We start from the raw sequence: 25,705 nt of genomic DNA, 5'->3' as shown, positions 1-25,705 counted from the left end.
GTAGAAATGGAGGACCTGACCCCGGATTTGCTTTATTTGTTTTTCACCTTTGTGAAGTTGTTTTTATTCGTTTTGTTTGGCGGAAACGGGTCGTATGCTGGCGTCTATCGCCATCAACGCACAAAGGTTAGTCATGTCAGAAGTCGCTCTCGATCTGCCGGCACCGCTGGCGGCAATCCAATCCCAGGCCGGGGCCGACGGCCTGTCGTATGCCGGCGGCGTGCCGCCGGCGCTGGCTTGGGAGCTGTTCTCCAGCGGCCAGGCGCTGCTGGTCGACGTGCGCACCGCCGAGGAGCGCAAGTTCGTCGGCCACGTGCCGGGCAGCGCGCACGTGGCCTGGGCCACCGGCACCGCGCTCACCCGCAATCCCCGTTTCGCCCGCGAGCTCGAGGCCAAGATCGGCGGCAAGGAGGCGGTCGCCCTGCTGCTGTGCCGCAGCGGCAAGCGCTCGGCGCTGGCGGCCGAGGCGGCCGCCAAGGCCGGCCTGGTCCACGTCTTCAATGTGCTGGAGGGCTTCGAGGGCGAGATCGACGAGCACCAGCAGCGCGGCAAGGACGACGGCTGGCGCTTCCGCGGCCTGCCCTGGATCCAGGACTGAGCGCCATGGCCACCTTCGACATCGCCGGCGTGGTGCAGTCGCTGCACGCGGCCCGCCACAACTGGCGCCAGACCCAGCGCCGCAACAGCGAGGCCGGCAACCGCGAGTTCCCCTCGCGCGACGCGCTGTCCTCGATCATCGATTGCCTCAAGGGCGTGCTGTTCCCGATGCGCCTCGGCCCGCCCGACCTGCGCCAGGAGAGCGAGGATTTCCACGTCGCCCACGCGCTCGACGCCGCCCTGCACGCGCTGCTGCACCAGGTGAAACGCGAGCTGGCCTACAACGCCAGCCTGCGCGGCGAGGCCGGCCGCCCGGTGCACGAGGACGCGCTGGTCGCGGTGCGCAGCTTCGCCGCCGCCCTGCCCGCCATCCGCACCCTGCTCGACAGCGATGTGCTGGCCGCCTACCAGGGCGATCCGGCGGCGCGCAGTGTCGATGAGGTGCTGCTGTGCTATCCGGGCGTGCTGGCCATGATTCATTACCGCATCGCCCACCATTTGCACGGCCTGGGCCTGCCGCTGCTGGCGCGCATCATCGCCGAGCTGGCGCACGGTGCCACCGGCATCGACATCCATCCGGGCGCGCAAATCGGCGCCGGCTTCTTCATCGACCACGGCACCGGCGTGGTGATCGGCGAGACCGCCGTCATCGGCCAGCGCGTGCGCCTCTACCAGGCCGTCACGCTGGGCGCCAAGCGCTTCCCCACCGACGCCGAGGGCCATCTGCAAAAGGGCCTGCCGCGCCATCCGGTGGTGGAGGACGACGTGGTGATCTACGCCGGCGCCACCATCCTCGGCCGCATCACGCTCGGCCGCGGCGCGGTCATCGGCGGCAATGTCTGGCTCACCCACGATGTGCCGCCCGGCGGCCGCGTGGCCCAGGCCGAGTCGCGCGAGGGCGCGCTGGCCAACGGCATGGGGGCCGCGTGAACGCGCCGGCGGGCGTGCCCAGCGCGCTGGTGCAGGGCTTCGGCCTCGGCGTGCGCCAGCTGCGCGAGGCGCACGGCTGGTCGCAGGAGCGGCTGGCCGAATATTCCAACCTGAACCGTTCCTACATCGGCGAGATCGAGCGCGGCGTGGTGATCGCCTCGCTGGTGACGGTGGAGAAGCTGGCCGCGGCGCTGAACCTGACGCCGTCGGCCCTGCTGACCCACGGCGAGCGCCTGCGCGAGCCGCACGCGGCGGTCTGATGGCTATAGCCTGTTGAAGAAACGTTATGCATTCCGCAAACTTGCTTATGTATTTTTCTCATTAACCAATCTGGATCGGAGTCACGATGTCGGCAACTGTAGGTGGTACCACGGCGCTGGGCGATAACGCCGCGCGGCAATTAGCGAACGCAACCAAGACGGCGCCCCAGCTGTCGACCATCAGCCCGCGCTGGCTGACCCACCTGCTGCAGTGGGTGCCGGTGGAGGCCGGCATCTACCGCCTCAACCAGGTGAAGAATCCGGAGGCGATCAAGGTCACCTGCACCGCGCGCGAGGAGGAGAACCAGCTGCCGCGCACCTATGTCGACTACGAGGAAAACCCGCGCGAGTATTTCCTCAACGCCGTGTCGACCATCCTCGACGTGCACACCCGCGTGTCCGACCTGTACAGCAGCCCGCACGACCAGATCAAGGAACAGCTGCGCCTGACCATCGAGACCATCAAGGAAAACCAGGAGTCCGAGCTGATCAACAACCCCGACTACGGCCTGCTGGCGCAGGTGAGCGACGCCCAGCGCATCTTCCCGCTGACCGGCGCGCCGACCCCGGACGACCTCGACGAGCTGCTGACCAAGGTGTGGAAGGAGCCGGCCTTCTTCCTGACCCACCCGCTGGCGATCGCCGCCTTCGGCCGCGAGGCCACCCGCCGCGGCACGCCGCCGCCCACCATCAGCCTGTTCGGCTCGCAGTTCATCACCTGGCGCGGCATCCCGCTGATCCCGTCGGACAAGGTGCCCGTGGCCGACGGCAAGTCGAAGATCCTGCTGCTGCGCGTGGGCGACAAGCGCCAGGGCGTGGTCGGGCTGTACCAGCCGGGCCTGCCGGGCGAGCAGAGCCCGGGCCTGTCGGTGCGCTTCATGGGCATCAACAACCACGCGATCTCGTCCTATCTGATCTCGCTGTACTGCTCGCTGGCGGTGCTGACCCCGGACGCGCTGGCGGTGCTGGACGAGGTCGAGATCGGCAAATACCACGACTACCCGGACACCTACAAATAATGAGCCAACCATCTCCAACTCTGCCGGACGGCGCGCCGTTCGACACGGCGGCGCTGGCGCGGCTTGCGAACGAGCTGTTCAAGGCGGGGCCGGGCGGTCCGGGGGCGTCGCTGGCGCCGCCGGCCGGCGTGCCCGGTGTGCAGGCGCCGGCCAATGTGGCGCCGGCCGGTTCGCCGCTGGCCAGCCCGGCCGGCCTCGGACCGTCGGTGCCGGGCACGCCGATTCCGCAAGGGCAGCTGCCGGGCACCAATCTGATCCCGGCCTCGCCCACGCAGCTGCCGTCGCTGGCCAACCGCGTCCCGGCGCTGGCGCCGTCGGCGCAGGCCGGCAACGGCGTGCCGGACAAGGTGTACAGCAGCGCGCCGGCCTACGAGCCGCGCGGCGGCAGCAATGTGCTGGGCGTGCCGGCGCTGAATCTGGGCGGGCAGCGTCAGGCTGATGCGCCGGCCTACTACTTCCTCAACGAGTGGGATCGTCCGGCCGCCGCGCCTGCGCCCTCACCGGCGCTGGGCGCGTTCAGCAGCCATCCGCCATTCGACGTGCACGCCGTGCGGCGCGATTTCCCGATTCTGCGGGAGCGCGTCAACGGCCGCCAGCTGGTCTGGTTCGACAACGCCGCCACCACGCACAAGCCGCAATCGGTGATCGACCGCATCAGCTATTTCTACGAGCACGAGAACTCCAACATCCACCGCGCCGCGCACGAACTGGCGGCGCGCGCCACCGATGCGTATGAAGGCGCGCGCCAGCGCGTGCAGCGTTTCATCAACGCGCCGGACGTGAACGAGGTGATCTTCGTGCGCGGCACCACCGAGGCCATCAACCTGGTGGCCAAGAGCTGGGGCGCGCAGCACATCGGCGAGGGCGACGAGATCATCGTCTCCCACCTGGAGCACCACGCCAACATCGTGCCTTGGCAGCAGCTGGCCGCCGCCAAGGGCGCCAGGCTGCGCGTGATCCCGGTCGACGACAGCGGCCAGATCCTGCTCGACGAATACCGCAAGCTGCTCAACCACCGCACCAAGCTGGTCTCGATCACGCAGGTGTCGAACGCGCTGGGCACGGTGACGCCGGTGCGCGAGGTGGTGGCGCTGGCGCACAGCGTGGGCGCCAAGGCGCTGGTCGATGGCGCGCAATCGGTGTCGCACATGCGGATCGACGTGCAGGCGCTGGGCGCGGACTTCTTCGTGTTCTCCGGCCACAAGGTGTTTGGCCCGACCGGCATCGGCGCGCTGTGGGGCAAGCGCGAGGTGCTGGAAGACATGCCGCCATGGCAGGGCGGCGGCAATATGATCGCCGACGTGACGTTTGAAAAAACCGTGTATCAGCCGATCCCGAACAAGTTCGAAGCCGGCACCGGCAATATCGCCGACGCGGTGGGCCTGGGCGCGGCGATCGACTATGTCAACCGCATCGGCATCGACAACATTGCGCGCTACGAGCACGAGCTGCTGGAATACGGCACCCACCTGCTCAGGCAAATCCCCGGCGTGCGCCTGATCGGCACGGCGGCGGACAAGGCCAGCGTGATGTCGTTCGTGCTGGATGGCTACACCACCGAGGAGGTCGGCAAGGCGCTCAACGAGGAAGGCATCGCCGTGCGCACCGGCCACCATTGCGCGCAGCCGATCCTGCGCCGCTTCGGCGTCGAGACCACGGTGCGGCCATCGCTGGCGTTCTACAACACCTACGAGGAAATCGACCGCCTGATCGCCGTGGTGCGCCAGCTGGCCAGGTAAACACTCCGGGGTCAGGTCCTCCATTTCTACACGGCCTCCGCCGTAGCGACGCTACGGCAGAGGCCGTGTAGAAATGGAGGACCTGACCCCGTTTTTATGGCGCGGCGATGGCGCTTATTTGTCCTGCGGCTTTTTCGCTGGCGGACGGTTGCGGATGGCGTTCAGCTGCTTGAGCTCCTTGTCGCTGGCGTTGGCCAGCAGCGCCTCGTGCGCCTTGCCCAGCTCGACGTAGCGCGCCTGCTCGGGCGTCAGCGCGTGGCCGCGCAGCGCCCAGCCGGTCAGCGCGCCGGTGGCCAGGCAGCACAGCAGCACCAGCCCCGTGTACACGGCGATCCAGCCGCCGGTCTTGAATTGCAGCAGGTTCAGCGAGCGGCCGGTCTGGCGCGCGGCCTCGGTGGCTTCGCGCAGCTGCGCCACCAGCTCGCCCACCGCCGCCTGGGTGGCGACGGTGGCGGCCGCGCTGGCCTCGGCCCCGGCCTGCTGGGCGATCCGCTGCGCCTCGGCGCCGACCCGCACCGCCTCGGCGATCTTGCCGTCGATCTGGCTCAGGCCGGCGTTGGCCAGCCGCACCAGCTTGTCGCAGTTGGCGATCTGCCGCGTGACGTTGGCGACCTCGCCGTGGAAGCGCTCGACCTCCCTGGCGTGGGCGTCGAGCTTGTCGTTGAAGAGATCGAGTTCAGCTTGGTTCATGGCGCGGTCGGCGGATGGACGATGTCGCCATCATACATGCTGCGGCCGCGCCTGCGGCAAGGCTCAGCCCAGGGTCAGGGTCAGCGTGGTGGCGCCGTAGTTGGCGCTCACGTTGCCGAAGCCATCCACGGTGATGGCGCTGAAGCGTCCTTTCAGGCTGCCGGCGGTGAGCACGGTCAGGACGTCGCCGGCCTTCGGCTTGTAGCCGTTGGCGAACTTGATGCGCAGGGTGCCGCCGGCGATGGTGGCGGTGCCGGCCACGTTCAGCGTGCCGGCGCTGCCGGCGGCGGCGCCGCCGAGGTCCAGTTCCAGCGTGGTGCCGCCGCTCAGCTGCGTGTACTTGCCGGCTAGCTTGAGCGCGGCCGGGGCGTTGGCCACCAGCGTGCCGCCGCTGTTGTAGACGTCGCCGGCGCCGAAGGCCGCCACCGATTCGCCCTGCAGGGTGCCGGCGCTGAGCTCGGTGCCGCCGGTCCAGCTGTTGGCGCCGGCCAGTTTCAGCGTGCCCGTGCCTTGCTTGACCAGCTTGCCGGCGCCGCCGATGTCGTTGCGCCAGCGGTCGACCGCGTGGAAGCCGCCCTTGGCCGCGTCCATCACGATGGTGACGTTGCCGCTGAAGGCGCCGTAACCGTCGGCGGCGGCGAACAGGTTCAGGCGGCCCCAGCCTTCGGGATCGTCCATCACCGGGTAGCCGGAGGGCAGCGCGGTGGTTTTCAGCACCACGCGGCGCTGGGCGTCGGACAGGTAGGGCTGGCGCGTTTCCAGCAGCACTTCGGCGCCCTTCGGCACGCTGGCCGGGACGTTGGTGGCGCCGATCGGGGCGAAGCCGTAGGTGCTGCGGCGCAGGAAGTTGGCCTTGTTGGTGGCGTAGTCGGCAAAGCGGTCGTTGGCTGCGGTACCGGATTGGGCGTAGGCGGCGAAGCTGGCCTCGCTGGTGCCGGTGGCGGCCAGCAGGGTGCTGTGGGCCTGCGCCACGGCGGCTTTTTTCTTGTCGGCGTTGGCGGGGTCGGCCAGGTTGGCGGCGGCGCTGGCCAGGCCGAGGATGCGGCCGCTGATCACGTCCAGCGGCGAGTGCATGCCGGCCAGGATGCGCGATTCGCCCAGCTCCAGGCCGCGGCTCAGCATTTCCTGGTAGCGCTCGGGCACGGCGTAGGCCATGGCCACGGCGTCGCGCTCGGCCTCGGCCGAGTGGCCGCTGGTGAAGCCACCGTCCGTGGCCGGGGTGCCGCTCTTGGCCGGCACCAGCGCCGGCAGCACCACCACGCTGCTGCTCCAGCGGTACGGGCGGGCGTATTTGTAGAAGCGCTTGGCCGGCTCGGTGGAGGCGTTGTTGCCGACCAGGTTGACCAGGTCGACCACGTTGCCGAAGGCCGCGTTGGCGCTGCCGCCGACGCCGGTGTTGTTGCCGCTGTCGTTGTACAGCTTGGTGGTGGCGTCGGCCGCCACCTCGGTGATGCTGGTGGTCTGCTGGGCGGCGTTGCGCCAGGCGGCGGTCAGCGGGCCCATGCCGTCGGACACGCTGTAGCCCTTGCCGCGGCGGTCGTCCAGGTAGGCCTGCACGCCCTGGGCGGCGGTGCGGTTGGCGGTGGCGTTGATCACGTAGTCGATATTGGCCTTGTGCACGGCCGCGTTCAGCACCGTGCCGTCCGGCGTGCCGTCGCCCGGCACCCCGCTCCAGCTCGAGGCCACCACGGCCGGGAAGCCATCGCGCGCCGGCGCGGTCTGGCCGGCGTCGACGATTTCGGTCAGCGGTTTCCAGATGCTGAGGAAGCCGCCCAGCACGCGCACGCCGGCGTTGGTGGCCAGGGTGGCGTAGCGGGCGTCGCCGCGCTGGTTGGTGGCGATGGCGTCGACAAAGGCGGTGGCGCTGGGGACGGCCGCCACCTCGGGCGCGCCCTGGTCGGCCGGCGCGGCCGGGATCACCAGCACCTCGTCGGTGCTGGAGCCGCCGCAGGCGCTTAGGGCGGCGGCCAGGCTCAGGGCCAGGATCAGGGGGCGGGGGGGCAGGTGGTGCATGGCAAGGGTCCGTGGTTGGTTGGAAAAACGCCACAGCCTAATGGCGTCATATGACAGGCTTGTTACGGCACCCCGCTGGCAGCGCTTCCAGCGTAAAATATTATCGATTTACAACTTCTCGTTGTTTCTGTATCTCCATTGGCTAGTATGATCCGGTGGAAATACATGGCTATAGTGTCGTTTTGTCCAGGGAGCCGCTCATGATCAAGTTCAGTATCAATGGCAAGCCGCGCCAGTTCGATGTGCCCGGCGAGATGCCCCTGCTGTGGGTGCTGCGCGACGAGGCGCACCTGACCGGCACCAAATTCGGCTGCGGCATGGCGCTGTGCGGCGCCTGTACCGTGCACGTGGACGGCGAGGCCACGCGCGCCTGCGTGCTGCCGGTGTCGGCGGTGGCGGGCAAGAAGGTCACCACCATCGAGGGCGTCGGCGCGACGCCGGCCGGCAAGGCGGCGCAGGCCGCGTGGCTGAAGGTGGAGGTGGTGCAGTGCGGCTACTGTCAGTCCGGGCAGATCATGTCGGCGGCGGCGCTGCTGGAGAAAAACCAGCGGCCCACCGACGCCGAGATCGACGACGCCATGGCCGGCAATATCTGCCGCTGCGGCACCTACAGCCGCATCCGCGAGGCCATCAAGGATGCCGGCCACGCCATGAAGGGAGCCTGACCATGAATCAAGCTGACGCTCCGGGCGCCGTGTCGCGCCGCGGTTTCCTCAAGGTGGCCGCCGCCGCGGGCGGCGCGCTGATGGTCGGCTTCTGGCCCGGCGAGGGCGAGGCGGCGGCCGGCGCGCCGGCCGGGCTCAACGCCTACATCGCCATCGGCGCCGACGACAGCATCGTGCTGACCATGCCGAAGGTGGAAATGGGCCAGGGCACCTACACCTCCATCCCGATGCTGATCGCGGAGGAGCTGGAAGTGGACATGGACAAGATCCAGCTGCGCCACGCGCCGCCCGACGCCAAGGTGTACGGCGCGCCGTTTGGCGACCAGTTCACCGGCGGCTCGCTCACCATCCGCACCCTGTACGAGCCGATGCGCCAGACCGGCGCCGCCGCGCGCATGGTGCTGTTGCAGGCGGCCGCCAATCAATGGAGCGTGGCGGCCGACAGCTGCCGCGCCGAGCATGGCGCGGTGCTGCACGCGGCCAGCGGCAGGCGGCTTAAATACGGCCAGCTGGCGGCGGCCGCCGCCAAGCTGCCGGCGCCGCACCAAGTGGCGCTGAAGGATGCCAGGGACTTCAAGCTGGTCGGCAAGCCGCTCAAGCGCCTGGACGCCAGGGGCAAGACCGACGGCACGGCGCAATTCGGCATCGACGCCCAGGTCAAGGGCATGAAGGTGGCGGCGGTGGCGGCCTGCCCGGTCATCGGCGGCAAGCTCAAATCGGTCGACGACGCCAAGGCGCGCAAGCTGCGCGGCGTGCGCCAGGTGGTCCGGCTGGACAACGCGGTGGCGGTGGTGGCCGACAATTACTGGTACGCCAGGCAGGGCATGGCCGCGCTGGAAATCGTCTGGGACGAGGGGCCGAACGCCAGGCTGAGCACCGATGATGTGCGCGACACCATGGTGCTGGCGCTGCGCAAGGCCGGCCACGTGGCCCGCAACGACGGCGACGCCATGGGGGTGCTGATGGCGGCCGGCCAGCGCATCGAGGCGCTGTACCTCAACCCCATGCTGGCGCACGCCACCATGGAGCCGATGAACTGCACCGTGCACGTCAAGGGCGACGGCACGGCCGAGATCTGGACCGGCTCGCAGGTGCCGGCGCGCGCGCGCGACGAGGCCGCCCGCGTGCTGGGCCTGGCGCCGGACAAGGTGACGCTGCACAACCATCTGCTCGGCGGCGGCTTCGGCCGGCGCCTGTACACCGATTACGTGGTGCAGGCGGCCGCCATCGCCAAACAGGTCAAGGCGCCGGTCAAGCTGGTGTGGAGCCGCGAGGACGATATCCAGCACGGCCCGTTGCGCGGCCTGTACGCGCACTCGGTGTGGGCGCTGCTGGGCGCGGATGGCAAGCCGGTGGCGCTGTCGCACAAGATCGCCGGGCCGTCCAACCTGGCCGCGTTCGCGCCGGGCTGGCTCAAGGACGGCCTCGACACCGACAATGTCGAGGGCTCGGACAACTTCTCCTACGACATCCCGCACCTGCGCAGCGAGTACGTGCAGGAGGACGGCCCGGTGCCGACCGCGTTCTGGCGCGGCGTCGGCCCGACCCGCAACATGACGGTGCTGGAGGGCTTCATGGACGAGCTGGCGGTGCTGGCGCGCCAGGACCCGCTGGCCTACCGGCTGTCGCTGCTGGAGCAGCAGCCGCGCGCGGCGCAGGTGCTGCAGGTGGCCGCGCGGAAGGCCGGCTGGGGCGAGCCGCTGCCGCCGCGCCACGGCCGCGGCATCGCCCTGATGCGCGCCTGGGGCACTTACCTGGCGCAGGTGGTGGAGGTGGCGGTCGGCGACGACGGCGAGGTGGCGGTCAAGCGCGTGGTGTGCGCGGTCGACTGCGGCCAGGTGGTCAATCCGGACACGGTGGTGGCGCAGATCCAGAGCGGCATCAACTATGGCCTCACGGCCGGGCTGTTCGGCGCCATCACGCTCAAGGACGGGCGCGTGGAGCAGAGCAATTTCCACGACTACCCGATCCTGCGCATCAACCAGACGCCGCGCATCGAGGTGGAGCTCATCGCGAGCGGCGAGGCGCCGGGCGGCATCGGCGAGCCCGGCACGGCGGGCGTGGGCGCGGCGCTGACCAACGCGGTGTACGCGGCCACCGGGGTGCGCGTGCGCGAGCTGCCGCTGCGGGCGGAACTGCTGAAGAAAGCGTAAATCGCGCGGCCGGCGGCGGGATGCTAGAATCGCGGGGTGAAAAAATTCCTGCTCATCCTGCTGCTGGCCATTTTGCCGCTCCAGTATTCCTGGTCGGTGGCGGCCGTCTATTGCCAGCACGAGGCCAGCAAGGTCACGCACTTCGGCCATCACGGCCACGCGCACGAGGCGCAGGCCGATGACGATGGCGCCGCCAAGAGCAAGCATGGCGACTGCGAAGTGTGCCATCACGCGGTGCAGGCTTCGGTGCCGGCCGCCGAGGCCGTGCTGACAGTGGCGCCGGACGCCGCCTATGCGCCGCCGGGCGCGCTGCACTACCACTCCTTTATTGCCGACGGGCCGCCCCGGCCCAACTGGTCTCTCGTCGCCTGAGCGCGGCGAGGCCTGATCTTTTCCCTGTTCACGTCTCGTCGAATCTTCCTTTAACCGGAGCATTCGATGCATAAATTGATGTTGCCGCTATGGTTAGCGGCATGGTCTGCCTATGTGCAGGCCGGTGTGGAGCCGTCCGCGCCCTTGACGCTGTCCGCAGCGCTGGCGCTGGCGGACGAGGACCATCCTGAGTTGTCGGCGGCGCGCCATGCGCTGGCGGCCGAGGAGGGCGTGGTGCGGCAGGCGGGCCTGTTGCCGAATCCAACTGTGTCGGTGGAGCGCGTCGATACACGGCGCGCCAGCCGCGAAACCACCTGGTTGTTGAGCCAGCCGCTGGAGCTGGGCGGCCAGCGCGCGGCGCGCGTGCAGGCCGCCGAGCGTGGCCGCGCCGGCGTGGCGGCCACGCTGCTGCAGCGGCGCGCCGAGGTGCGCGCGGAAACGGCCGCCGCGTGGTTCGCGGTGCTGGCGGCGCAGCAGCAGTGGCAGCTGGCGCAGCAGGCGGCCGAGCTGGCGCAGCGCGTGGCCGCGGCCACCGGGCGGCGCGTGGTGGCGGGCAAGGTGTCGCCGGTGGAGCAGACCCGCGCCCAGGTGGCGGCGTCCACCGTCAAGCTGGAGCTGATCCGCGCCCAGGCCGCGCTGGCCACCGCGCGCGCGCGGCTGGCGGCGCTGTGGGGCAATCCGGCGCCGCGCTTCACGGCGGCGGCCGGCGAGATAGCGGCGCTGCCGGAATTGCCCACGCTGGCGGCGCAGCGCGCCTTGCTGGCGCAGGCGCCGGGCTTGCAGGTGGCGCGCGCGGAACTGGCGCGGCGCCAGGCGCTGGCGCAGCTGGAGCGGGCGCGCCGGGTGCCGGAGGTGGCGCTGACGGTGGGCAGCAAGCGCTCGGAGGAACTGGGGCGCACCCAGGCGGTGCTGGGCCTGTCGCTGCCGCTGCCGTTCTTCGATCGCAATCAGGGCGCGCTGCTGGAGAGCGCGCGCCGCGTCGACCAGGCGCGCGACGAGCTGGCGGCGGTGACGGCGCGGCTGGAGCTGGAGCTGGTGCAAGCGCGCGAGGAGTACGCGGCGGCGCGCGCGCAGGCGCTGGCCTTGCAGGACGAGATTCTGCCGGGCGCGCGCAGCGCGTACGAGGCGGCCAGCACCGGCTTCGAGTACGGCAAGTTCGGCTTCCTCGACGTGCTCGATGCGCAGCGCACGCTGTTGCAGGCGCAGTCGCACTATCTGACCACGCTGGCCGACGCCCACCGCGCGCAGGCCGCCATCACCCGCATCCTCGGAGCCGATCATGAATAAGCGCCAGACCATCACCATCGCCGCCATGACGGCCATCGCGCTGCTGCTGGCGGCGCTCATCCTCAAGCCGCGCGGCGAGAGCGCCCACGACGAAGCGGGCCACAGCGACGCCGCGCCGGCCGCCGGCCGCCCTGACGGCGCCGTACCCGCGCCGGAGACGCTCTTGCTGAACGAGACGCAGCTCAAGGCAGCCGGCATCGTGCTGGCGACGGCCGCGCCGGCGCAGATCAGCACCATCCTCACGCTGCCGGGCGAGATCCGCTTCAACGACGACCGCACCGCCCACGTGGTGCCCAAGCTGGCCGGCGTGGTCACCGCCGTGCACGCGCAGCTGGGCGAGACGGTGCAGCGCGGCCAGTTGCTGGCGGTGCTGGCCAGCAGCGCGCTGTCGGAGCAGCGCAGCGAGCTGCTGACCGCGCAAAAGCGGCTGGCGCTGGCCGTCACCACGCTGGAGCGCGAACGCCGGCTGTGGCAGGACAAGATCTCCGCCGAGCAGGACTACCTGCAAGCCCGGCAAACCCACGCCGAAGCCGAACTGGCGGTGCGGAACGCGCGCCAGAAACTCAGCGTGCTGGGCGCCGGCGCGGCGGCGGGCGCGCAACTCAACCAGCTGGAGCTGCGCGCGCCGTTCGGCGGCGTGGTGATGGAAAAGCACTTGGCGCTGGGCGAGGCGATCAAGGAGGACGCCAACGTCTTCACCATCTCCGACCTGGCCACCGTGTGGGCCGATTTCGCCGTGCCGCCGCAGGACCTCGACCGCGTGCGCGTGGGCGACACCGTCACTGTGCGCGCCACCGCGTTCGCCGCGCAGGCGGAGGGCAAAATCATCTACGTCGGATCGCTGCTGGGTGAACAGACCCGCACCGCCAACGCCCGCGTGGCGCTGGCCAATCCCGAGCGCGCCTGGCGTCCCGGCCTGTTCGTCAACGTCGACGTGCAGTCGGGCCGCAGCGCCGCCGCCGTCACCGTGGCGGCCGACGCCGTGCAGACCGTCGACGGCCAGCCCGCCGTGTTCGTGCGCACCGCCACCGGCTTCGTGGTGCGGCCGGTGGTTCTGGGCCGCGGCGACGGCAAGCTGACCGAGATCCTGCAAGGCCTGCCGGCCGGCGCGCGCTACGCCGCCGCCAACAGCTACGTGCTGAAGGCGGAGCTGGGCAAGGACAGCGCCGAGCACGCGCACTGATGCGGAGGAGCGACCATGTTTGAACGCATCATCCGCTACGCCATCGCGCAGCGCTGGCTGGTCCTGCTGCTGGTGGCCGCCATGGCCGCGCTGGGCGTCTACAGCTACCAGAAGCTGCCGATCGACGCCGTGCCCGACATCACCAACGTGCAGGTGCAGATCAACACCAGCGCGCCGGGTTACGCGCCATTGGAGACCGAGCAGCGCGTCACCGTACCGCTGGAAACCGTGCTGGCCGGCCTGCCGCGCCTCGAGCAAACCCGCTCGCTGTCGCGCTACGGCCTGTCGCAGATCACCGTGGTGTTCAAGGACGGCACCGACATCTACTTCGCGCGCCAGCTCGTCAGCGAACGGCTGCAGCAGGCGCGCGACAGGCTGCCGGACGGCGTCACGCCGGCGCTCGGGCCCATCTCCACCGGCCTCGGTGAAATTTACCTGTGGACGGTGGAGGCCAGGCCGGGTGCGAAAAAGGCCGACGGCACTTCCTACACGCCGACCGACCTGCGCGAGATCCAGGACTGGATCGTCAAGCCGCAGCTGCGCAACGTGCCCGGCGTCACCGAGATCAACACCATCGGCGGCTATGCGCGCGAATACCACGTGGCGCCGCAGCCGCAGCGCCTTGCCTCGTATGGTCTGAGCTTGCGGGACGTGGTCACTGCGCTGGAACGCAATAACGGCAACGCCGGTGCCGGCTACATCGAAAAGCGCGGCGAGCAGCTGCTGGTGCGCGCGCCGGGACAGGTGCGCACGCTAGACGACATCCGCGACATCGTGCTGCGCAGCGTCGACGGCGTGCCGGTGCGCGTGCGCGACGTGGCCGAAGTCGATATCGGCCGCGAGCTGCGCACCGGCGCGGCCACCGAAAACGGCCGCGAGGTGGTGCTGGGCACCGTCTTCATGCTGATTGGCCAGAACAGCCGCGCCGTGGCGCAGGCGGTCGACCAGCAGATGGCCGCCATCAACCGCAGCCTGCCGCCGGGCGTGGTGGCGATCACCGTGTACGACCGCACCGCGCTGGTCGACAAGGCGATTCAAACGGTGAAGAAAAACCTGCTGGAAGGCGCGGTGCTGGTGATTGCCGTGCTGTTCCTCTTCCTCGGCAACCTGCGCGCGGCGCTGATCACCGCCATGGTAATCCCGCTGTCCATGCTGTTCACCTTCAGCGGCATGGTGGCGTATAAAGTCAGCGCCAACCTGCTCAGCCTCGGCGCGCTGGACTTCGGCATCATTGTCGATGGCGCGGTGGTCATCGTCGAGAACTGCGTACGCCGGCTGGCGCTGGCGCAGGCCGCGCTGGGCCGGCCGCTGCCGCGCGCGGAAAAGTTCGAGGAAGTGTTTGGCGCGGCCAGGGAGGCGCGCCGGCCGCTGTTGTTTGGCCAGTTGATCATCATGGTGGTCTACCTGCCGATCTTCGCGTTGGGCGGCGTGGAGGGACGCATGTTCCACCCGATGGCGCTGACGGTGGTGATGGCGCTGGCCGGCGCCATGCTGCTGTCGATCACCTTCATCCCGGCGGCGGTGGCGCTGTTCATTGGCGACAGCGTGGTGGAAAAGCACACGCCGCGCCTGGCCGGCTGGTATGGCGCGCTGCTGGAGCGCGCGCTGGCCAATGTGCCGGTGGTGCTGAGCTTTGCCGGCATCGCGGTGGCCTTGTCGCTGCTGCTAGCCACGCGCATGGGCAGCGAATTCGTGCCGTCCCTGAACGAGGGCGACATCGCCATGCAGGCCTTGCGCATACCCGGCACCAGCCTGACGCAATCGGTCGAGATGCAAAAGCAGATCGAGACCACCCTGATGCGCCAGTTCCCCGAGATCGAGCGCGTGTTCGCGCGCACCGGCACGGCGGAAATCGCCTCCGACCCGATGCCGCCGAATATCTCGGATGGCTACATCATGCTCAAGCCGGAATCGCAGTGGCCCAAACCGAAGAAATCGCGCGCAGAATTGCTGGCGGCGATACAGGCCACTGTGGCGCAACTGCCGGGCAATGCCTACGAGTTTTCGCAACCGATCCAGCTGCGCTTCAACGAGTTGATATCGGGCGTGCGCAGCGATGTCGCCGTCAAGCTGTTTGGCGATGATGACGAGGTGCTCAACGCCACCGCCGCGCGCATCGCCGCCATGCTGGGCAAGGTCGCCGGCGCGCAGGAGGTGAAGGTGGAGCAGACCAGCGGCCTGCCGGTGCTGACCATCGATATCGATCGCGGCAAGACGGCGCGCTATGGCCTCAACGTCAGCGACGTGCAGGAGGTGATTGCGACGGCGGTGGGTGGCAAGCCGGCCGGCGCGGTGTTTGACGGCGACCGCCGCTTCGATATCGTGGTGCGCCTGCCGGAAGCCCTGCGCGGCGACCTGGAGGCGATGCGGCGCCTGCCGTTGCCCCTGCCGGGGGGCGCCAACTTCGTGCCGCTGGGCGAAGTGGCCAGCTTCAAGGTGGCGCCGGGGCCGAATCAGGTCAGCCGCGAGAACGGCAAGCGGCGCGTGGTCATCAGCGCCAATGTGCGTGGGCGCGATATTGGCTCGTTCGTTCAGGAGGCGGAACAGCGCCTGCGGGAGGTGAAGATCCCGGCCGGTTACTGGACCACGTGGGGCGGGCAGTTCGAGCAGCTGCAATCGGCCTCGCAGCGTTTGCAGATTGTGGTGCCGGCCGCGCTGGCGCTGGTGATGCTGCTGCTGTTTGCCATGTTCGGCAATCTGAAGGATGGCTTGCTGGTGTTTAGCGGGATTCCGTTCGCGCTGACCGGCGGGCTGGCGGCGCTGGCCTTGCGCGGCATCCCGTTGTCGATATCGGCGGCGGTCGGCTTTATCGCCTTGTCCGGCGTGGCGGTGCTGAATGGATTGGTGCTGGTCTCCGCCATCCGCAAATTGCGCGAGGAAGGGCGCAGCGTCGAGCAGGCCATCCGCGAGGGTGCGCTGGCGCGTTTGCGGCCGGTGCTGATGACGGCGCTGGTGGCGTCGCTGGGCTTCATCCCGATGGCGATCGCCACCGGCACCGGCGCCGAAGTCCAGCGCCCGCTGGCCACCGTCGTCATCGGCGGCATCCTGTCCTCCACCGCGCTCACCCTGCTGGTGCTGCCGCTGCTGTATAGGGTGGCGTATAAGGCGACCCGCCGCCAGGTGCCGTGAGGCCAGGCTTCCTGGCCTGGCGGCGTGGTCTTTGTTGGCCGCCTACTCCTGCGGCGTCAGCGCCAGCGCGGCGCTGAAGTCGCCCATCGGCTTGGCGCCGTTGGCGGCCAGCGCCTTGTCGCGCGTGGTCAGGCCGTCCAGCATGGGCAGGTTGAAGCGGTGGGTGATGGCGCGCAGGATGGAGGCCGAGTCATACTGCGTGTGATCGACCGTGCCTTTCTTCACGTACGGCGAGACGATGATGGCCGGCACGCGCGTGCCCGGGCCCCAGCGGTCGCCCTTGGGCGGCGCGGCGTGGTCGTAGAAGCCGCCGTTCTCGTCGTAGGTGACGATCACCAGCATGTTCTTCCACTGCGGGCTCTTCTTCAGCTTGGCGATCACATCGGCGATGTGGGCGTCGCCATCGGCCACCGAGGCATAGCCGGCGTGCTGGTTCAGATTGCCCTGCGGCTTGTAGAACGCCACCGGCGGAAGCGTGCCATTGGCCACGTCGGCCACGAACTGGCTGTCGTAATCCTTCAGGTGGGCCGCGCGGTAGGCCGGGTTCTTCACCGGATCCATATTGGCGAAGTAGTTGAACGGCTGATGGTGGAACTGGAAGTTGGGCGGATTCGCAAACGCGCCGCGGTTGGCCGCCGTGGCGTTGGCGGTGGTGCTGTTCCAGGCGCCGGCATACCAGGCCCAGTCGATGCTCTTGGCGCTCAGCAGGTCGCCAATGTTCTTCTGGGTCTGCGGCGGCAGGGTGGTGGCCTTGCTGGTGTCGGCGTACAGATGGGTGCTGTCATCGCCGGCCGGCGCGTTCGAGCTTGGCTGGAACGGCGGCTGCATGGTGTTGACCGCATAGAACATGCCGCTGGCGTCGGCCGGCGTGATGGCGCCATCGTTGGCATAGGCTGGTGCGCCGTTCAGCACGCTGGCGGGCGCGGTGGCCGACGGCGTCAGGCGCAGGAAGTTGCCCTTGCTGTCGACATCGATCTTGGCGATCGAGCCGGCCGCCACCGACTTGTCGGCATTCGGGTATTGCGGCGCGCAGGCGCAGATCAGGTACTGGTGGGTCAGGAAGGAGCCGCCAAAGGCGCCGATGAACAGGTTGTCGGCCAGCGCGTATTGTCTGGCGATGTCCCACATCTTCATCTTGCTGCCGTCGTAGTAGCCCATCGTCAGGCCGCCGGCGTCGGAATAGGCCGCGAACTTGTCGTTGGCGCCGCCGTTGATCTGCATCTGGTTGTTGTAGAAGCGGTGCACCAGGTCGCGCGTGATGACCGATTGCGGCAGCGCAATCGGGCTGGCCGGATCGTCGATCTGGAACGGCTTGTTGGGCAGGTTGGCCGACTGCGCCTGCGTCACCACCACGCTCTGGCCGGCGGCGGTCATGCCGCCCCAGGTCGGCGGCAGCACCGGCAGGGTGCTGTTGTCGTAATCCTTCTGCGCCACATAGCCGCCGGTCGAGGTCGGGTTCACGCCCGGCACGCCATTGGCGCCGGGGAACAGGCCGTACAGATTGTCGAAGCCGCGGTTTTCCGCGTAGATCACCACGATGTTCTTGATGTTGGCCAGCGCCGCGCCGGCCGTGATGGCGGCCGCCACATCGGACGGCGCGCTTTGCGCGGCGGCGTTGGCGATGATGCCGGTCATGACATCGTTCTCGGCTTTCAGTCTGGCCTGGTCGTCGCCGCTGACCTTGTTGACGTCGGCCAGCAGATTGCTCTCGGACACGCCGATGCGCGCGGCCAGCTGGGCGCTGGCCTTGGCGTAGTCGCCGCCGTTGGCATCCATCAGCGCGCTCAGTTCGGTGCTGATGGCGTCGACGATGCCGGTATGGCCATCGGGCGCGCGCAGCACCAGCTTTTGCGTGACCTTGGTGCCGGCGTCGCCGGGCGCCTCGTGGCGGATGGCGTCCGTGCCGACCGTGACCAGCAGCGCGCCGTGGTCGGCGCCGGTGATGGTGAAGCTGCCGTCGGCGCCGGTGCGCACCGTCCCCGAGTTGCTGTCGCAGGTCAGCCTGGCGCTGCTGCTTTCCAGGCAGACCACGGCGTTTTCATAGTAACTGCCGACCACCTGGCCGGTCATGGTGGGAACGCCGTCGGACGAATTGCTGCAGGCGATCAGGCCGGCGCCGATGCCGGCCGCCGCCAGCAGCAGCGGCAGCGTTTTCAAAGTGGTTTTCATGGCATGCCTTGAGGGTAGGTGAAAGCGGCTCATGCTAGGCAGCAAATATGTCAGGACGATGAAATGAAACTGACATGAAAGTATCGATTTGTATCGTTTTTTAACGGTCATGTAGCGGTCATGTCATCTTGCTAGGCTGTGCGCATGAAAATTATTTATACCGTTCTGGCGGCCGCGTTGCTGGCCGCCTGCCAGCCGCACCAGGTGGACGACGCGCCCAAAGCCGCCTACGCGCCAGGCGCGCATCGCCAGCCGACCGTGCCCGAGCTGACCGCGCTGGGACGCGCCATGTTCATGGAACCGGCCTTGTCGGCCTCGGGCCGCGTCGCGTGCGCCAGCTGCCACAGCCCGGACAACGCCTTCAGCCCCACCAACCATCTGGCCGTGCAGCTGGGCGGCGCCGACGGCCGCACGCAAGGCACGCGCGCCGCGCCCTCGCTGCGCTACCTCCAGACCGTGCCGGCGTTCACGGAGCACTACCACGACGACGATGGCGACGACAGCATCGATGCCGGCCCGACCGGCGGCCACAACTGGGACGGCCGCGTGCAAAGCGCGCATGAGCAGGCGTTGGGGCCATTGCTGTCGCCGCGCGAGATGGGCAACCAGAACGAGGCGGCGGTGCTGGCGCGCCTGCAAGGCAGTCCGCTGGCGGCGCAGTTCCGCGCCGTGTTTGGCGAGGACGTGTTCACGCGTCCGCGCGCGGCCCTGCAGGGCGCGTTGATGGCGCTGGAAGTGTTCCAGGAAAGTCCGGCCGAGTTCTATCCCTACACCAGCAAATACGACGCCTACCTGCGCAAGCAGGCCACATTGTCGGCGCAGGAGCTGCGCGGGCTGGCGGCGTTCAACGACGAGACCCGGGGCAATTGCGCGTCCTGCCACATCAGCCGCATTTCGCCGGGCGGAGCCTTCCCGCAATTCACCGACTATGGCCTGATCAACATTGGCGTGCCGCGCAACCGCAAGCTGGCGGTGAATGCCGACCCCAACTACTACGACCTCGGCCTGTGCGGTCCGGACCGCAAGGATTTGCAAGACCACCGCGCCTACTGCGGCGCGTTCAAGACGCCGTCCTTGCGCAACGTCGCCCTGCGCAAGGTCTACTTCCACAACGGCAGCTTCAGCAGCCTGGAGGCGGTGGTGCGCTTCTACGCCACGCGCGACACCGCGCCGCAGAGATGGTATGCCGGTCGCAAATTCGACGACCAGCCGCCCGGACTGGAAGCCAACGTCAACCGCGAGGCGCCCTTCGGCGGCCAGCCCGGCGGCAAACCGGCGCTGACCGAGCGCGAGATCGCCGACATCGTCGCCTTCCTCCACACCCTCACCGACGGCTACTCCGGGGTCAGGTCCAACATTTCTACACAAGCTCGGCGGTAGAAGGCTGTTACGGCTGAGAGCGTGTCGAAATGGCGGACCTGACCCCGGAGTGCCAGTCGTATTCCATCTGGCGCGCGGTGAGCAGGGCCAGTTCGCGGCCGGCCAGGCGCTCGACTAAGTGCAGCGACATGTCGATGCCGGCCGAGATGCCGCCGGAGGTGATGATGCGGCCGTTGTCCACCCAGCGCCGGTCGTCCAGCACCTGCACCCGCGGCCAGCGCGCGCGCAGTGCGGCCTGGTCTTCCCAGTGCGTGGTGGCCGGCTGGCCGTCCAGCAGACCGGCCTCCGCCAGCAGCAGGGCGCCGGTGCAGACCGAGGCCACCAGCTCGCACTGGCGCGCCATGGCGGCGATCCAGTCGATCACCTCCGGCCTGGCCAGCTCGGCGTCGACCACGCCGCCCGCCACGATCAGCACGTCGATCGGGCCGGCGTCGGCAAAGCTGGCCTCGGGATGCAGCGCCAGCCCGGCACGGGCGCGCAGGGGGGCGCGGCTGGCCGCGATGGTGCGCACGCGGAACGGCGCCTCGCTGCCGGGCGCCAGCTTGCCGGCCACCCGGCTGGCACAGGTGAAGACTTCGTATGGCCCGGCGAAGTCCAGCACTTCCACGTTGTCGAAAATGTAAATACCTACGGTGCGTGTCATAGGGCACTCCTTTCTGTGCCTATGGTGCCCGTGCCGCGATTGACACAAATGACATTGATGGTTGAATATCTGCCAGTATGGAGCCCATCGATATCTGGCTGCTGGTCTACCCCGGCTTTACCCTGCTGGACGCCAGCGGCCCCGCCCAGGTGTTTGCCAGCGCCAATGACGAGGCGCGCGACGCCGGCTTGGCCGCGCCGTATCGCCTGCGCCTGACCGCGCCCGGCGGCGGCGCCATCGCCTCGAATGCCGGCCTGAGCATGCTGGCCGAGCCCTTGCCGCCGCCGGCCGTACTGGCCGGCGCCACTCTGCTGGTGTCCGGCGGCCACGGGCTGGAACATGGTGACAGTCCGGCGCTGGACCCGGCCGTGCTGGACTGGGTGCGCGCCGCCGCCGGCCAGCTGGCGCGCTGCTGCGCGGTGTGCACCGGCGCCTTCGTGCTGGCGCGCGCCGGGTTGTTGGACGGCGGCCGCGCGGTCACCCATTGGCAGGACGCCGCCGCGCTGCGGGCCCAGCATCCGGCCATCACGGTGCAGGACGACGCGATTTATATCCGCGACGGCGCTTTCTACACCTCGGCCGGCATCGCCGCCGGCATGGACCTGGCGCTGGCCCTGGTCGAGGAGGACCGCGGCCGCGCCGCCGCCCTGGCGGTGGCCAGGCGGCTGGTGGTGTTTTTCAAGCGTCCCGGCGGCCAGCGCCAGTTCAGCGCGGAATTGCTGGCCCAGGGCGACCCGCAGGGCGTGCATGGCCAGCTGACCGCCTGGCTGCGCGCGCGCTTGCGACAACAGCTGGATGTGGCGCAGATGGCGGCCGCGCTGGCCGTGTCGGTGCGCACCCTGCACCGCCGCCTGCGGCAGGAGGCCGGCATCTCGCCGGCTCAGCTGTTGCTGCGGCTGCGCATGGAGGCGGCCTGCGCGCTGCTGGAGCAGCCGGGCATGACGGTCAAACGCGCCGCCCGCCAGAGCGGCTTCGGCAGCGAGTACAATCTGCGGCGCGCGTTTGCCGCGCGGCTGGGCGTGACGCCCGGCGACTATCAATCGCGCTTTGGATGACCGATGCTGGAATTCGAAAAATGGCTGGCCCGGGTGTTGCTGCTGAATAGCGCGCTGGCGTTGGGCGTGTGCCTCGGCCTGCTGGGCCCGCCGCTGGACGGCGCCGGCCGTTACGCGGTGTTTGGCGCCGCCCTGCTGGGCTTCGTGTCGGGGCTGCTGTCGCTCAAGCGCCACCGGCCGGGCCTGTGGGGCGGCGGCCTGTACTACCTGCTACAGCTGGTCAGCTATTTCCCGGCCGGCGGCAGCTGGCAATTCAGCGTCAAGGCCGGGGTCAGCGTCGGCCTGGTGTTGCAATTCCAGCATGGTGTGCTGGTGTTCAACCTGGTGGCCGGCGCCCTGCTGGCCGCCACCCTGGCGGTGCTAGGCTGGCGCCGCCGGGTCAAATTGCCAAATTGATAGCGGTTAACCCGTCTACTCCGTCATCCGCCCGTCACACGGTTTCTGCAAAATGTATGTGTGGAAACTCATCCTTAGACGAAATTCAAGTTTATTAATAAAGAAATATTCCCTTGAATCGGTTGCGCCAGAGCGACAGGGCCCTGAAAAAGTTCTTTTGCGGAAATAGGCTCAGCTATAATGCAAGATCCAAAAAAGCGGCCGTGTTACGTTTGCGGGCTGTTACAGGTAGTAACAAGCGTAAAGTTTTCACCGTAAAAAAGTTTACTTAATGGAAGTGCGCCGCCCGTCGTTATGTACAGGGTGGTCCACATTTCATCACACGCTCCGGAACCAGATCAGGCTGGTCACCGGAGCGCTTTCTGTGCACAAAACAGGGTAGTACCTCCAGGAGAAATAGAATGGGTTTCGCATCTTCCTTCACGACGCAACAGATCGCCGCGCTGAGCACGGATTTGATCACCACCATGGGCACCGAGGATATTGCGGCCTTTTCCTCCGACCAGTTAGGTGCGTTCACCACTCTCCAGATTCCCGCCTTCACCACGGCCCAGTTGGCCGCGGGGATCACCACTACCCAGGCCCAGTACCTGACCTCGCAGCAAATGAGCGTGCTGCTGTCCAGCCAGCTGGGCGCCTTGCAGACCGCCAGCTTCGCGCTGTTGAACACGGCCGACATCGCGGCCCTGTCGACCGGCGCCATCGCCGGCATCACCACCGCCCAGATCAAGGCGCTTACCACCAACCAGGCGGTGGCGCTGACCACCGCGCAGGCCGCGCAACTGAGCACGACCCAGCTGGTGGCCCTGAACACCGCCACCATCGCCGCCCTGGAAACCGCTGACCTGGTGGCGATCCCGAGCGCCGCGCTGGCCCTGCTGAGCACCGCCCAAGTGGCCGCCCTGACCACGGCCCAGATCAACACCCTGCCGACCGCCGCCCTGGCCGCCCTCAGCACCAGCGCCATCGCCGTGCTGAGCACCGACCAGGCCGTGGCCCTGACCTCCGCCGAGATCGCCAGCCTGACCACCGCCCAGGTGGCGGCCCTGTCCAGCCGCGCGCTGGGCGCGCTCGAGACCGCCGATCTGGTCGGCCTGTCCACCAACGACATGGTGGCCCTGAAAACCAACCAGCTGGCCGGCCTGAGCACGGCCCAGGTGGCCAGCCTGTCGACCACCCAGGTCAGCGTGCTGGGCAGCGCCGCCGTGGCCGCCCTGTCGACCGACCAGGTGGTGGCCCTGACCACCGCCCAGGCCAGCATCCTGAGCGCCGCCCAGGCCGCCGCCCTGAGCAGCAACGCCGTCGGCGCGCTGGACACCGCCGACCTGGCCGCCTTCAGCACCGCCGCCATCGCCGCCCTGAGCGCGGGCCAGCTGAAGGCGCTGGACAGCGCCCAGGTGAGCGCCCTCACCACCGCCCAGGCCGCCGCCCTGAGCAGCACCCAGCTGGCCGCCCTGCCGACCGCGTTGGTGGCCGCGCTGGACACCGCCGACCTGGCCGCCATCCAGACCAGCGCCCTGGCCGTGCTGAGCAGCGCGCAGGCCGCGGCCCTGACCACCGCCCAGATCACGTCCCTGCCGACCGCCTCGCTGGCGGCGCTGGGCACCGCCGCCGTGGCCGCGCTGAGTACCGACCAGGCCGTGGCCCTGACCTCGGCCCAGATCGCCGCCATGAGCACCCAGCAAGTGGCCGCGCTGTCGCTGAACGCCGTGGCCGCGCTGGAAACGGCCGACCTGGCCGGTCTGTCGAGCAACGACATCGGCGCCCTGCGCACCGCGCAAGTGGCGGCCCTGAGCACCGGCCAGATCGCGGCGCTGTCGACCGCGCAGGTGGCCGCCCTGACCAGCGCCGGCGTGGCCGCGCTGAGCACCAACCAGATCGTGGCCCTGAGCACCGCCCAGGCCTCCGTGCTGAGCAGCAGCCAGGCTGCCGCCCTGACCAGCAACGCCGTGGGCGCGCTGGAAACCGCCGACTTCGCCGCACTGTCGACCGCCGCCATCGCCGCCCTCAACGCCAACCAGATCAAGGCCCTGGACAGCGACCAGATCGCCGCCCTGACCACCAATGACGCCGCCGTGCTCAGCACCGTCCAGCTGGCCGCGCTGTCGGCCACGCTGGTGGCCGCGCTGGAAACGGCCGACCTGGCCGCGCTGAAAACCAATGTGATCGCCGCGCTGAGCTCGGCGCAAGTGGCGGCCCTGACCACCACCCAGATCAGCGCTCTGCCCACCGCCTCGCTGGCGGCCATCAGCAGCGCCGGCATCGCCGCCCTGACCACCGCCCAGGTGGTGGCCCTGAGCTCGGCGCAGATCGCCAGCCTGGGCCTGACCCAGGTGGCGGCCCTGACCAGCCAGGCCATCGGCGCGATTGAAACCGCCGACCTCGGCGGCCTGTCGACCAACGATATCGCCGCGCTGGGCAGCAAGCAGCTGGCCGGCCTGAGCACCGACCAGATGGGCGCGCTGAGCACCAGCCAGGTGGCCGCCCTGAGCACCGCCGGCGTGGCCGGCCTGAGCACGGCGCAAATCGTCGCCCTGACCACCGCGCAAGCGTCGGTGCTGAGCACCGCGCAAGTGCAGGCGCTGGGCACCAACGCCATTGCCGCGCTGGAAACCGCCGACTTCGCCGCCCTGTCGACCAATGCCGTGGCCGCGCTGAGCGCGGCCCAGGTCAAGGCCCTGACCACCGCCCAGGTGGTGGCGCTGACCACCGGCGAAGCGGCCACCCTGAGCACCCAGCAGGTGGCGGCCCTGTCCGCCGCGGCCGTGGCCGCGCTGGAAACCGCCGACCTGGCCGCCATCAAGACCAGCGCGATTGCCGCCCTGAGCACCGCACAGGTGGCCGCCCTGACCACCAGCCAGATCAATTCGCTGCCGACCGCCTCGCTGGTGGCCATCAGCACCGCCGGCATGGCCGCCCTGAGCACCGACCAGGCCGTGGCGCTGAGCTCGGCCCAGCTGTCCAGCCTGAGCACCCAGCAGGTGGCCGCGCTGTCGGCCACCGCCGTGGCCGCGCTGGAAACCGCCGACCTGGCCGGCCTGTCCACCAACGACATGGTTGCCCTGCGCACCGCGCAGGTGGCGGCCCTGACCACGGCCCAGGTGGCCGCCCTGTCGACCACCCAGATTGCCGCCCTGACCAGCGCCGCCGTGGCCGCGCTGGGCACCAACCAGGTGGTGGCCCTGACCACCGCGCAGGCGTCCGTGCTGAGCAGCGCGCAAGCCGCCGCGCTCACCACCAACGCCGTGGGCGCGCTGGAAACCGCCGACCTGGCCGCGCTGTCGACCACCGCCATCGCCGCCCTCAGCGCCAACCAGATCAAGGCGCTGGACAGCGACCAGATCGTGGCCCTGACCACCGCCGAAGCGGCCGCGCTGGGCACCCAGCAGGTGGCCGCGCTGTCGGCCACCCTGATCGCCGCGCTGGAAACCGCCGACCTGTCGGCCATCAAGACGGCCGCGATCGCCGCCCTCGGCACCGCCCAGGTGGCGGCGCTGACCACCACCCAGATCAACACCCTGGCTACCGCCTCGGTCGCCGCGCTGAGCACCGCCGGCATCGCCGCCCTGAGCACCGCGCAGGCCGTGGCGCTGACCTCGGGCCAGCTGGCCGCGCTGGGCACCGCCCAGGTGGCCGCGCTGAGCTCGGGCGCCCTGGGCGCGCTGGAAACCGCCGACCTGGCCGGCCTCTCGACCAGCCACATCGCCGCCCTGCGCAGCGCCCAGCTGGTGGGCCTGACCACCGGCCAGGTGGCCGCGCTGTCGACCACGCAGGTGGCGGCGCTGACCACCGCCGCCGTCGCCGGCCTGAGCACCGACCAGATCGTGGCGCTGACCACCGCCCAGGCGTCCGCGCTGAGCGCGGCGCAGGTGCTGGCGCTGAGCACCAACAGCATCGCCGCGATTGAAACCGCCGACTTCGCGGCGTTGTCCACCGCCGCCGTGGCCTCGCTCAGCGTGGCCCAGGTGAAAGCCCTGACCACCGGCCAGGTGGTGGCGCTGACCACCGGCGAAGCGGCCGCCCTG

Annotated in this window: 19 protein-coding genes; 15 read left to right on the top strand and 4 right to left on the bottom strand. The window is 69.4% G+C overall.

The window, feature by feature from the left end; genetic code table 11:
- Positions 1–133: 133 nt before the first annotated feature.
- The 5 genes from FHW83_RS24485 (at position 134) to FHW83_RS24465 (ending at position 4,545) form a co-directional block, all read left to right on the top strand.
- Complete coding sequence (locus FHW83_RS24485) at positions 134–598, top strand: rhodanese-like domain-containing protein (RefSeq protein ID WP_176648975.1); 465 nt, start codon at positions 134–136, stop codon at positions 596–598.
- 5 nt (positions 599–603) lie between these two features.
- The gene (gene epsC / locus FHW83_RS24480; RefSeq protein WP_176648974.1) at positions 604–1,527 is read left to right on the top strand and encodes a serine O-acetyltransferase EpsC; all 924 of its coding nucleotides are present in this window, start codon (positions 604–606) and stop codon (positions 1,525–1,527) included.
- On the top strand, positions 1,524–1,787 hold the full coding sequence (locus FHW83_RS24475) for a helix-turn-helix domain-containing protein (protein WP_373997265.1): 264 nt from the start codon (positions 1,524–1,526) through the stop codon (positions 1,785–1,787). The genes epsC and FHW83_RS24475 overlap by 4 nt, the downstream gene beginning before the upstream one ends.
- A gap of 86 nt (positions 1,788–1,873) precedes the next feature.
- Positions 1,874–2,806, top strand: a complete 933-nt coding sequence (locus tag FHW83_RS24470) for a family 2A encapsulin nanocompartment shell protein (protein ID WP_176648973.1) — start codon at positions 1,874–1,876, stop codon at positions 2,804–2,806.
- Complete coding sequence (locus FHW83_RS24465) at positions 2,806–4,545, top strand: family 2A encapsulin nanocompartment cargo protein cysteine desulfurase (RefSeq protein WP_176648972.1); 1,740 nt, start codon at positions 2,806–2,808, stop codon at positions 4,543–4,545. The genes FHW83_RS24470 and FHW83_RS24465 overlap by 1 nt, the downstream gene beginning before the upstream one ends.
- 114 nt (positions 4,546–4,659) lie before the next feature.
- Here FHW83_RS24465 and FHW83_RS24460 read toward each other — a convergent pair whose 3' ends face one another.
- Both FHW83_RS24460 and FHW83_RS24455 read right to left on the bottom strand, forming a co-directional pair.
- A complete protein-coding gene (locus FHW83_RS24460) occupies positions 4,660–5,235 on the bottom strand; it encodes a hypothetical protein (RefSeq protein ID WP_176648971.1) in 576 nt (191 codons plus the stop codon).
- A gap of 63 nt (positions 5,236–5,298) precedes the next feature.
- Positions 5,299–7,248: a phosphatase PAP2 family protein gene (locus FHW83_RS24455; protein WP_176648970.1), complete on the bottom strand. Its 1,950-nt coding sequence runs from the start codon at positions 7,246–7,248 to the stop codon at positions 5,299–5,301.
- Between the two features lie 200 nt (positions 7,249–7,448).
- Between FHW83_RS24455 and FHW83_RS24450 the strand changes: the two genes are divergently transcribed.
- The 6 genes from FHW83_RS24450 (at position 7,449) to FHW83_RS24425 (ending at position 16,037) form a co-directional block, all read left to right on the top strand.
- On the top strand, positions 7,449–7,913 hold the full coding sequence (locus tag FHW83_RS24450; protein ID WP_176648969.1) for a (2Fe-2S)-binding protein: 465 nt from the start codon (positions 7,449–7,451) through the stop codon (positions 7,911–7,913).
- Between the two features lie 2 nt (positions 7,914–7,915).
- Positions 7,916–10,066 carry a xanthine dehydrogenase family protein molybdopterin-binding subunit gene (locus FHW83_RS24445; protein WP_176648968.1) on the top strand — a complete coding sequence of 717 codons (2,151 nt, stop codon included), beginning with the start codon at positions 7,916–7,918 and terminating at the stop codon, positions 10,064–10,066.
- Positions 10,067–10,102: 36 nt separating this feature from the next.
- Complete coding sequence (locus tag FHW83_RS24440; RefSeq protein WP_176648967.1) at positions 10,103–10,438, top strand: DUF2946 family protein; 336 nt, start codon at positions 10,103–10,105, stop codon at positions 10,436–10,438.
- A 66-nt stretch (positions 10,439–10,504) separates the two neighbouring features.
- A complete protein-coding gene (locus FHW83_RS24435) occupies positions 10,505–11,725 on the top strand; it encodes a TolC family protein (RefSeq protein WP_176648966.1) in 1,221 nt (406 codons plus the stop codon).
- Entirely contained in the window at positions 11,718–12,908 is a 1,191-nt protein-coding gene (locus FHW83_RS24430; RefSeq protein WP_176648965.1) for an efflux RND transporter periplasmic adaptor subunit, read from the top strand. Before FHW83_RS24435 ends, FHW83_RS24430 begins: the two co-directional genes overlap by 8 nt.
- 15 nt (positions 12,909–12,923) lie before the next feature.
- The gene (locus FHW83_RS24425; protein ID WP_176648964.1) at positions 12,924–16,037 is read left to right on the top strand and encodes an efflux RND transporter permease subunit; all 3,114 of its coding nucleotides are present in this window, start codon (positions 12,924–12,926) and stop codon (positions 16,035–16,037) included.
- 42 nt (positions 16,038–16,079) lie between these two features.
- On the opposite strand, the gene acpA is transcribed toward FHW83_RS24425, so the two are convergent.
- A complete protein-coding gene (gene acpA, locus FHW83_RS24420; RefSeq protein WP_373997264.1) occupies positions 16,080–18,206 on the bottom strand; it encodes an acid phosphatase in 2,127 nt (708 codons plus the stop codon).
- Positions 18,207–18,350: 144 nt separating this feature from the next.
- On the opposite strand from acpA, the gene FHW83_RS24415 reads away from it, so the two are divergent.
- The gene (locus tag FHW83_RS24415) at positions 18,351–19,586 is read left to right on the top strand and encodes a cytochrome-c peroxidase (protein WP_176648962.1); all 1,236 of its coding nucleotides are present in this window, start codon (positions 18,351–18,353) and stop codon (positions 19,584–19,586) included.
- Positions 19,587–19,593: 7 nt separating this feature from the next.
- On the opposite strand, the gene FHW83_RS24410 is transcribed toward FHW83_RS24415, so the two are convergent.
- Positions 19,594–20,229 (bottom strand): DJ-1/PfpI family protein, encoded by a 636-nt coding sequence (locus tag FHW83_RS24410; RefSeq protein ID WP_176648961.1) that lies wholly within the window; start codon positions 20,227–20,229, stop codon positions 19,594–19,596.
- Positions 20,230–20,306: 77 nt separating this feature from the next.
- Here FHW83_RS24410 and FHW83_RS24405 point away from each other — a divergent pair, with 77 nt between their 5' ends.
- The 3 genes from FHW83_RS24405 to FHW83_RS24395 all read left to right on the top strand — a co-directional run.
- The gene (locus FHW83_RS24405) at positions 20,307–21,284 is read left to right on the top strand and encodes a GlxA family transcriptional regulator (RefSeq protein WP_176648960.1); all 978 of its coding nucleotides are present in this window, start codon (positions 20,307–20,309) and stop codon (positions 21,282–21,284) included.
- 3 nt (positions 21,285–21,287) lie between these two features.
- The gene (locus FHW83_RS24400) at positions 21,288–21,680 is read left to right on the top strand and encodes a hypothetical protein (RefSeq protein ID WP_176648959.1); all 393 of its coding nucleotides are present in this window, start codon (positions 21,288–21,290) and stop codon (positions 21,678–21,680) included.
- 401 nt (positions 21,681–22,081) lie between these two features.
- The coding region (locus FHW83_RS24395; RefSeq protein WP_373997263.1) for a beta strand repeat-containing protein at positions 22,082–25,705 on the top strand (3,624 nt) is incomplete at its 3' end.

This window comes from Duganella sp. SG902 (assembly GCF_013376005.1).
Lineage (GTDB): Bacteria > Pseudomonadota > Gammaproteobacteria > Burkholderiales > Burkholderiaceae_D > Rugamonas.
This window is presented reverse-complemented; position numbering and strand designations above follow the sequence as displayed.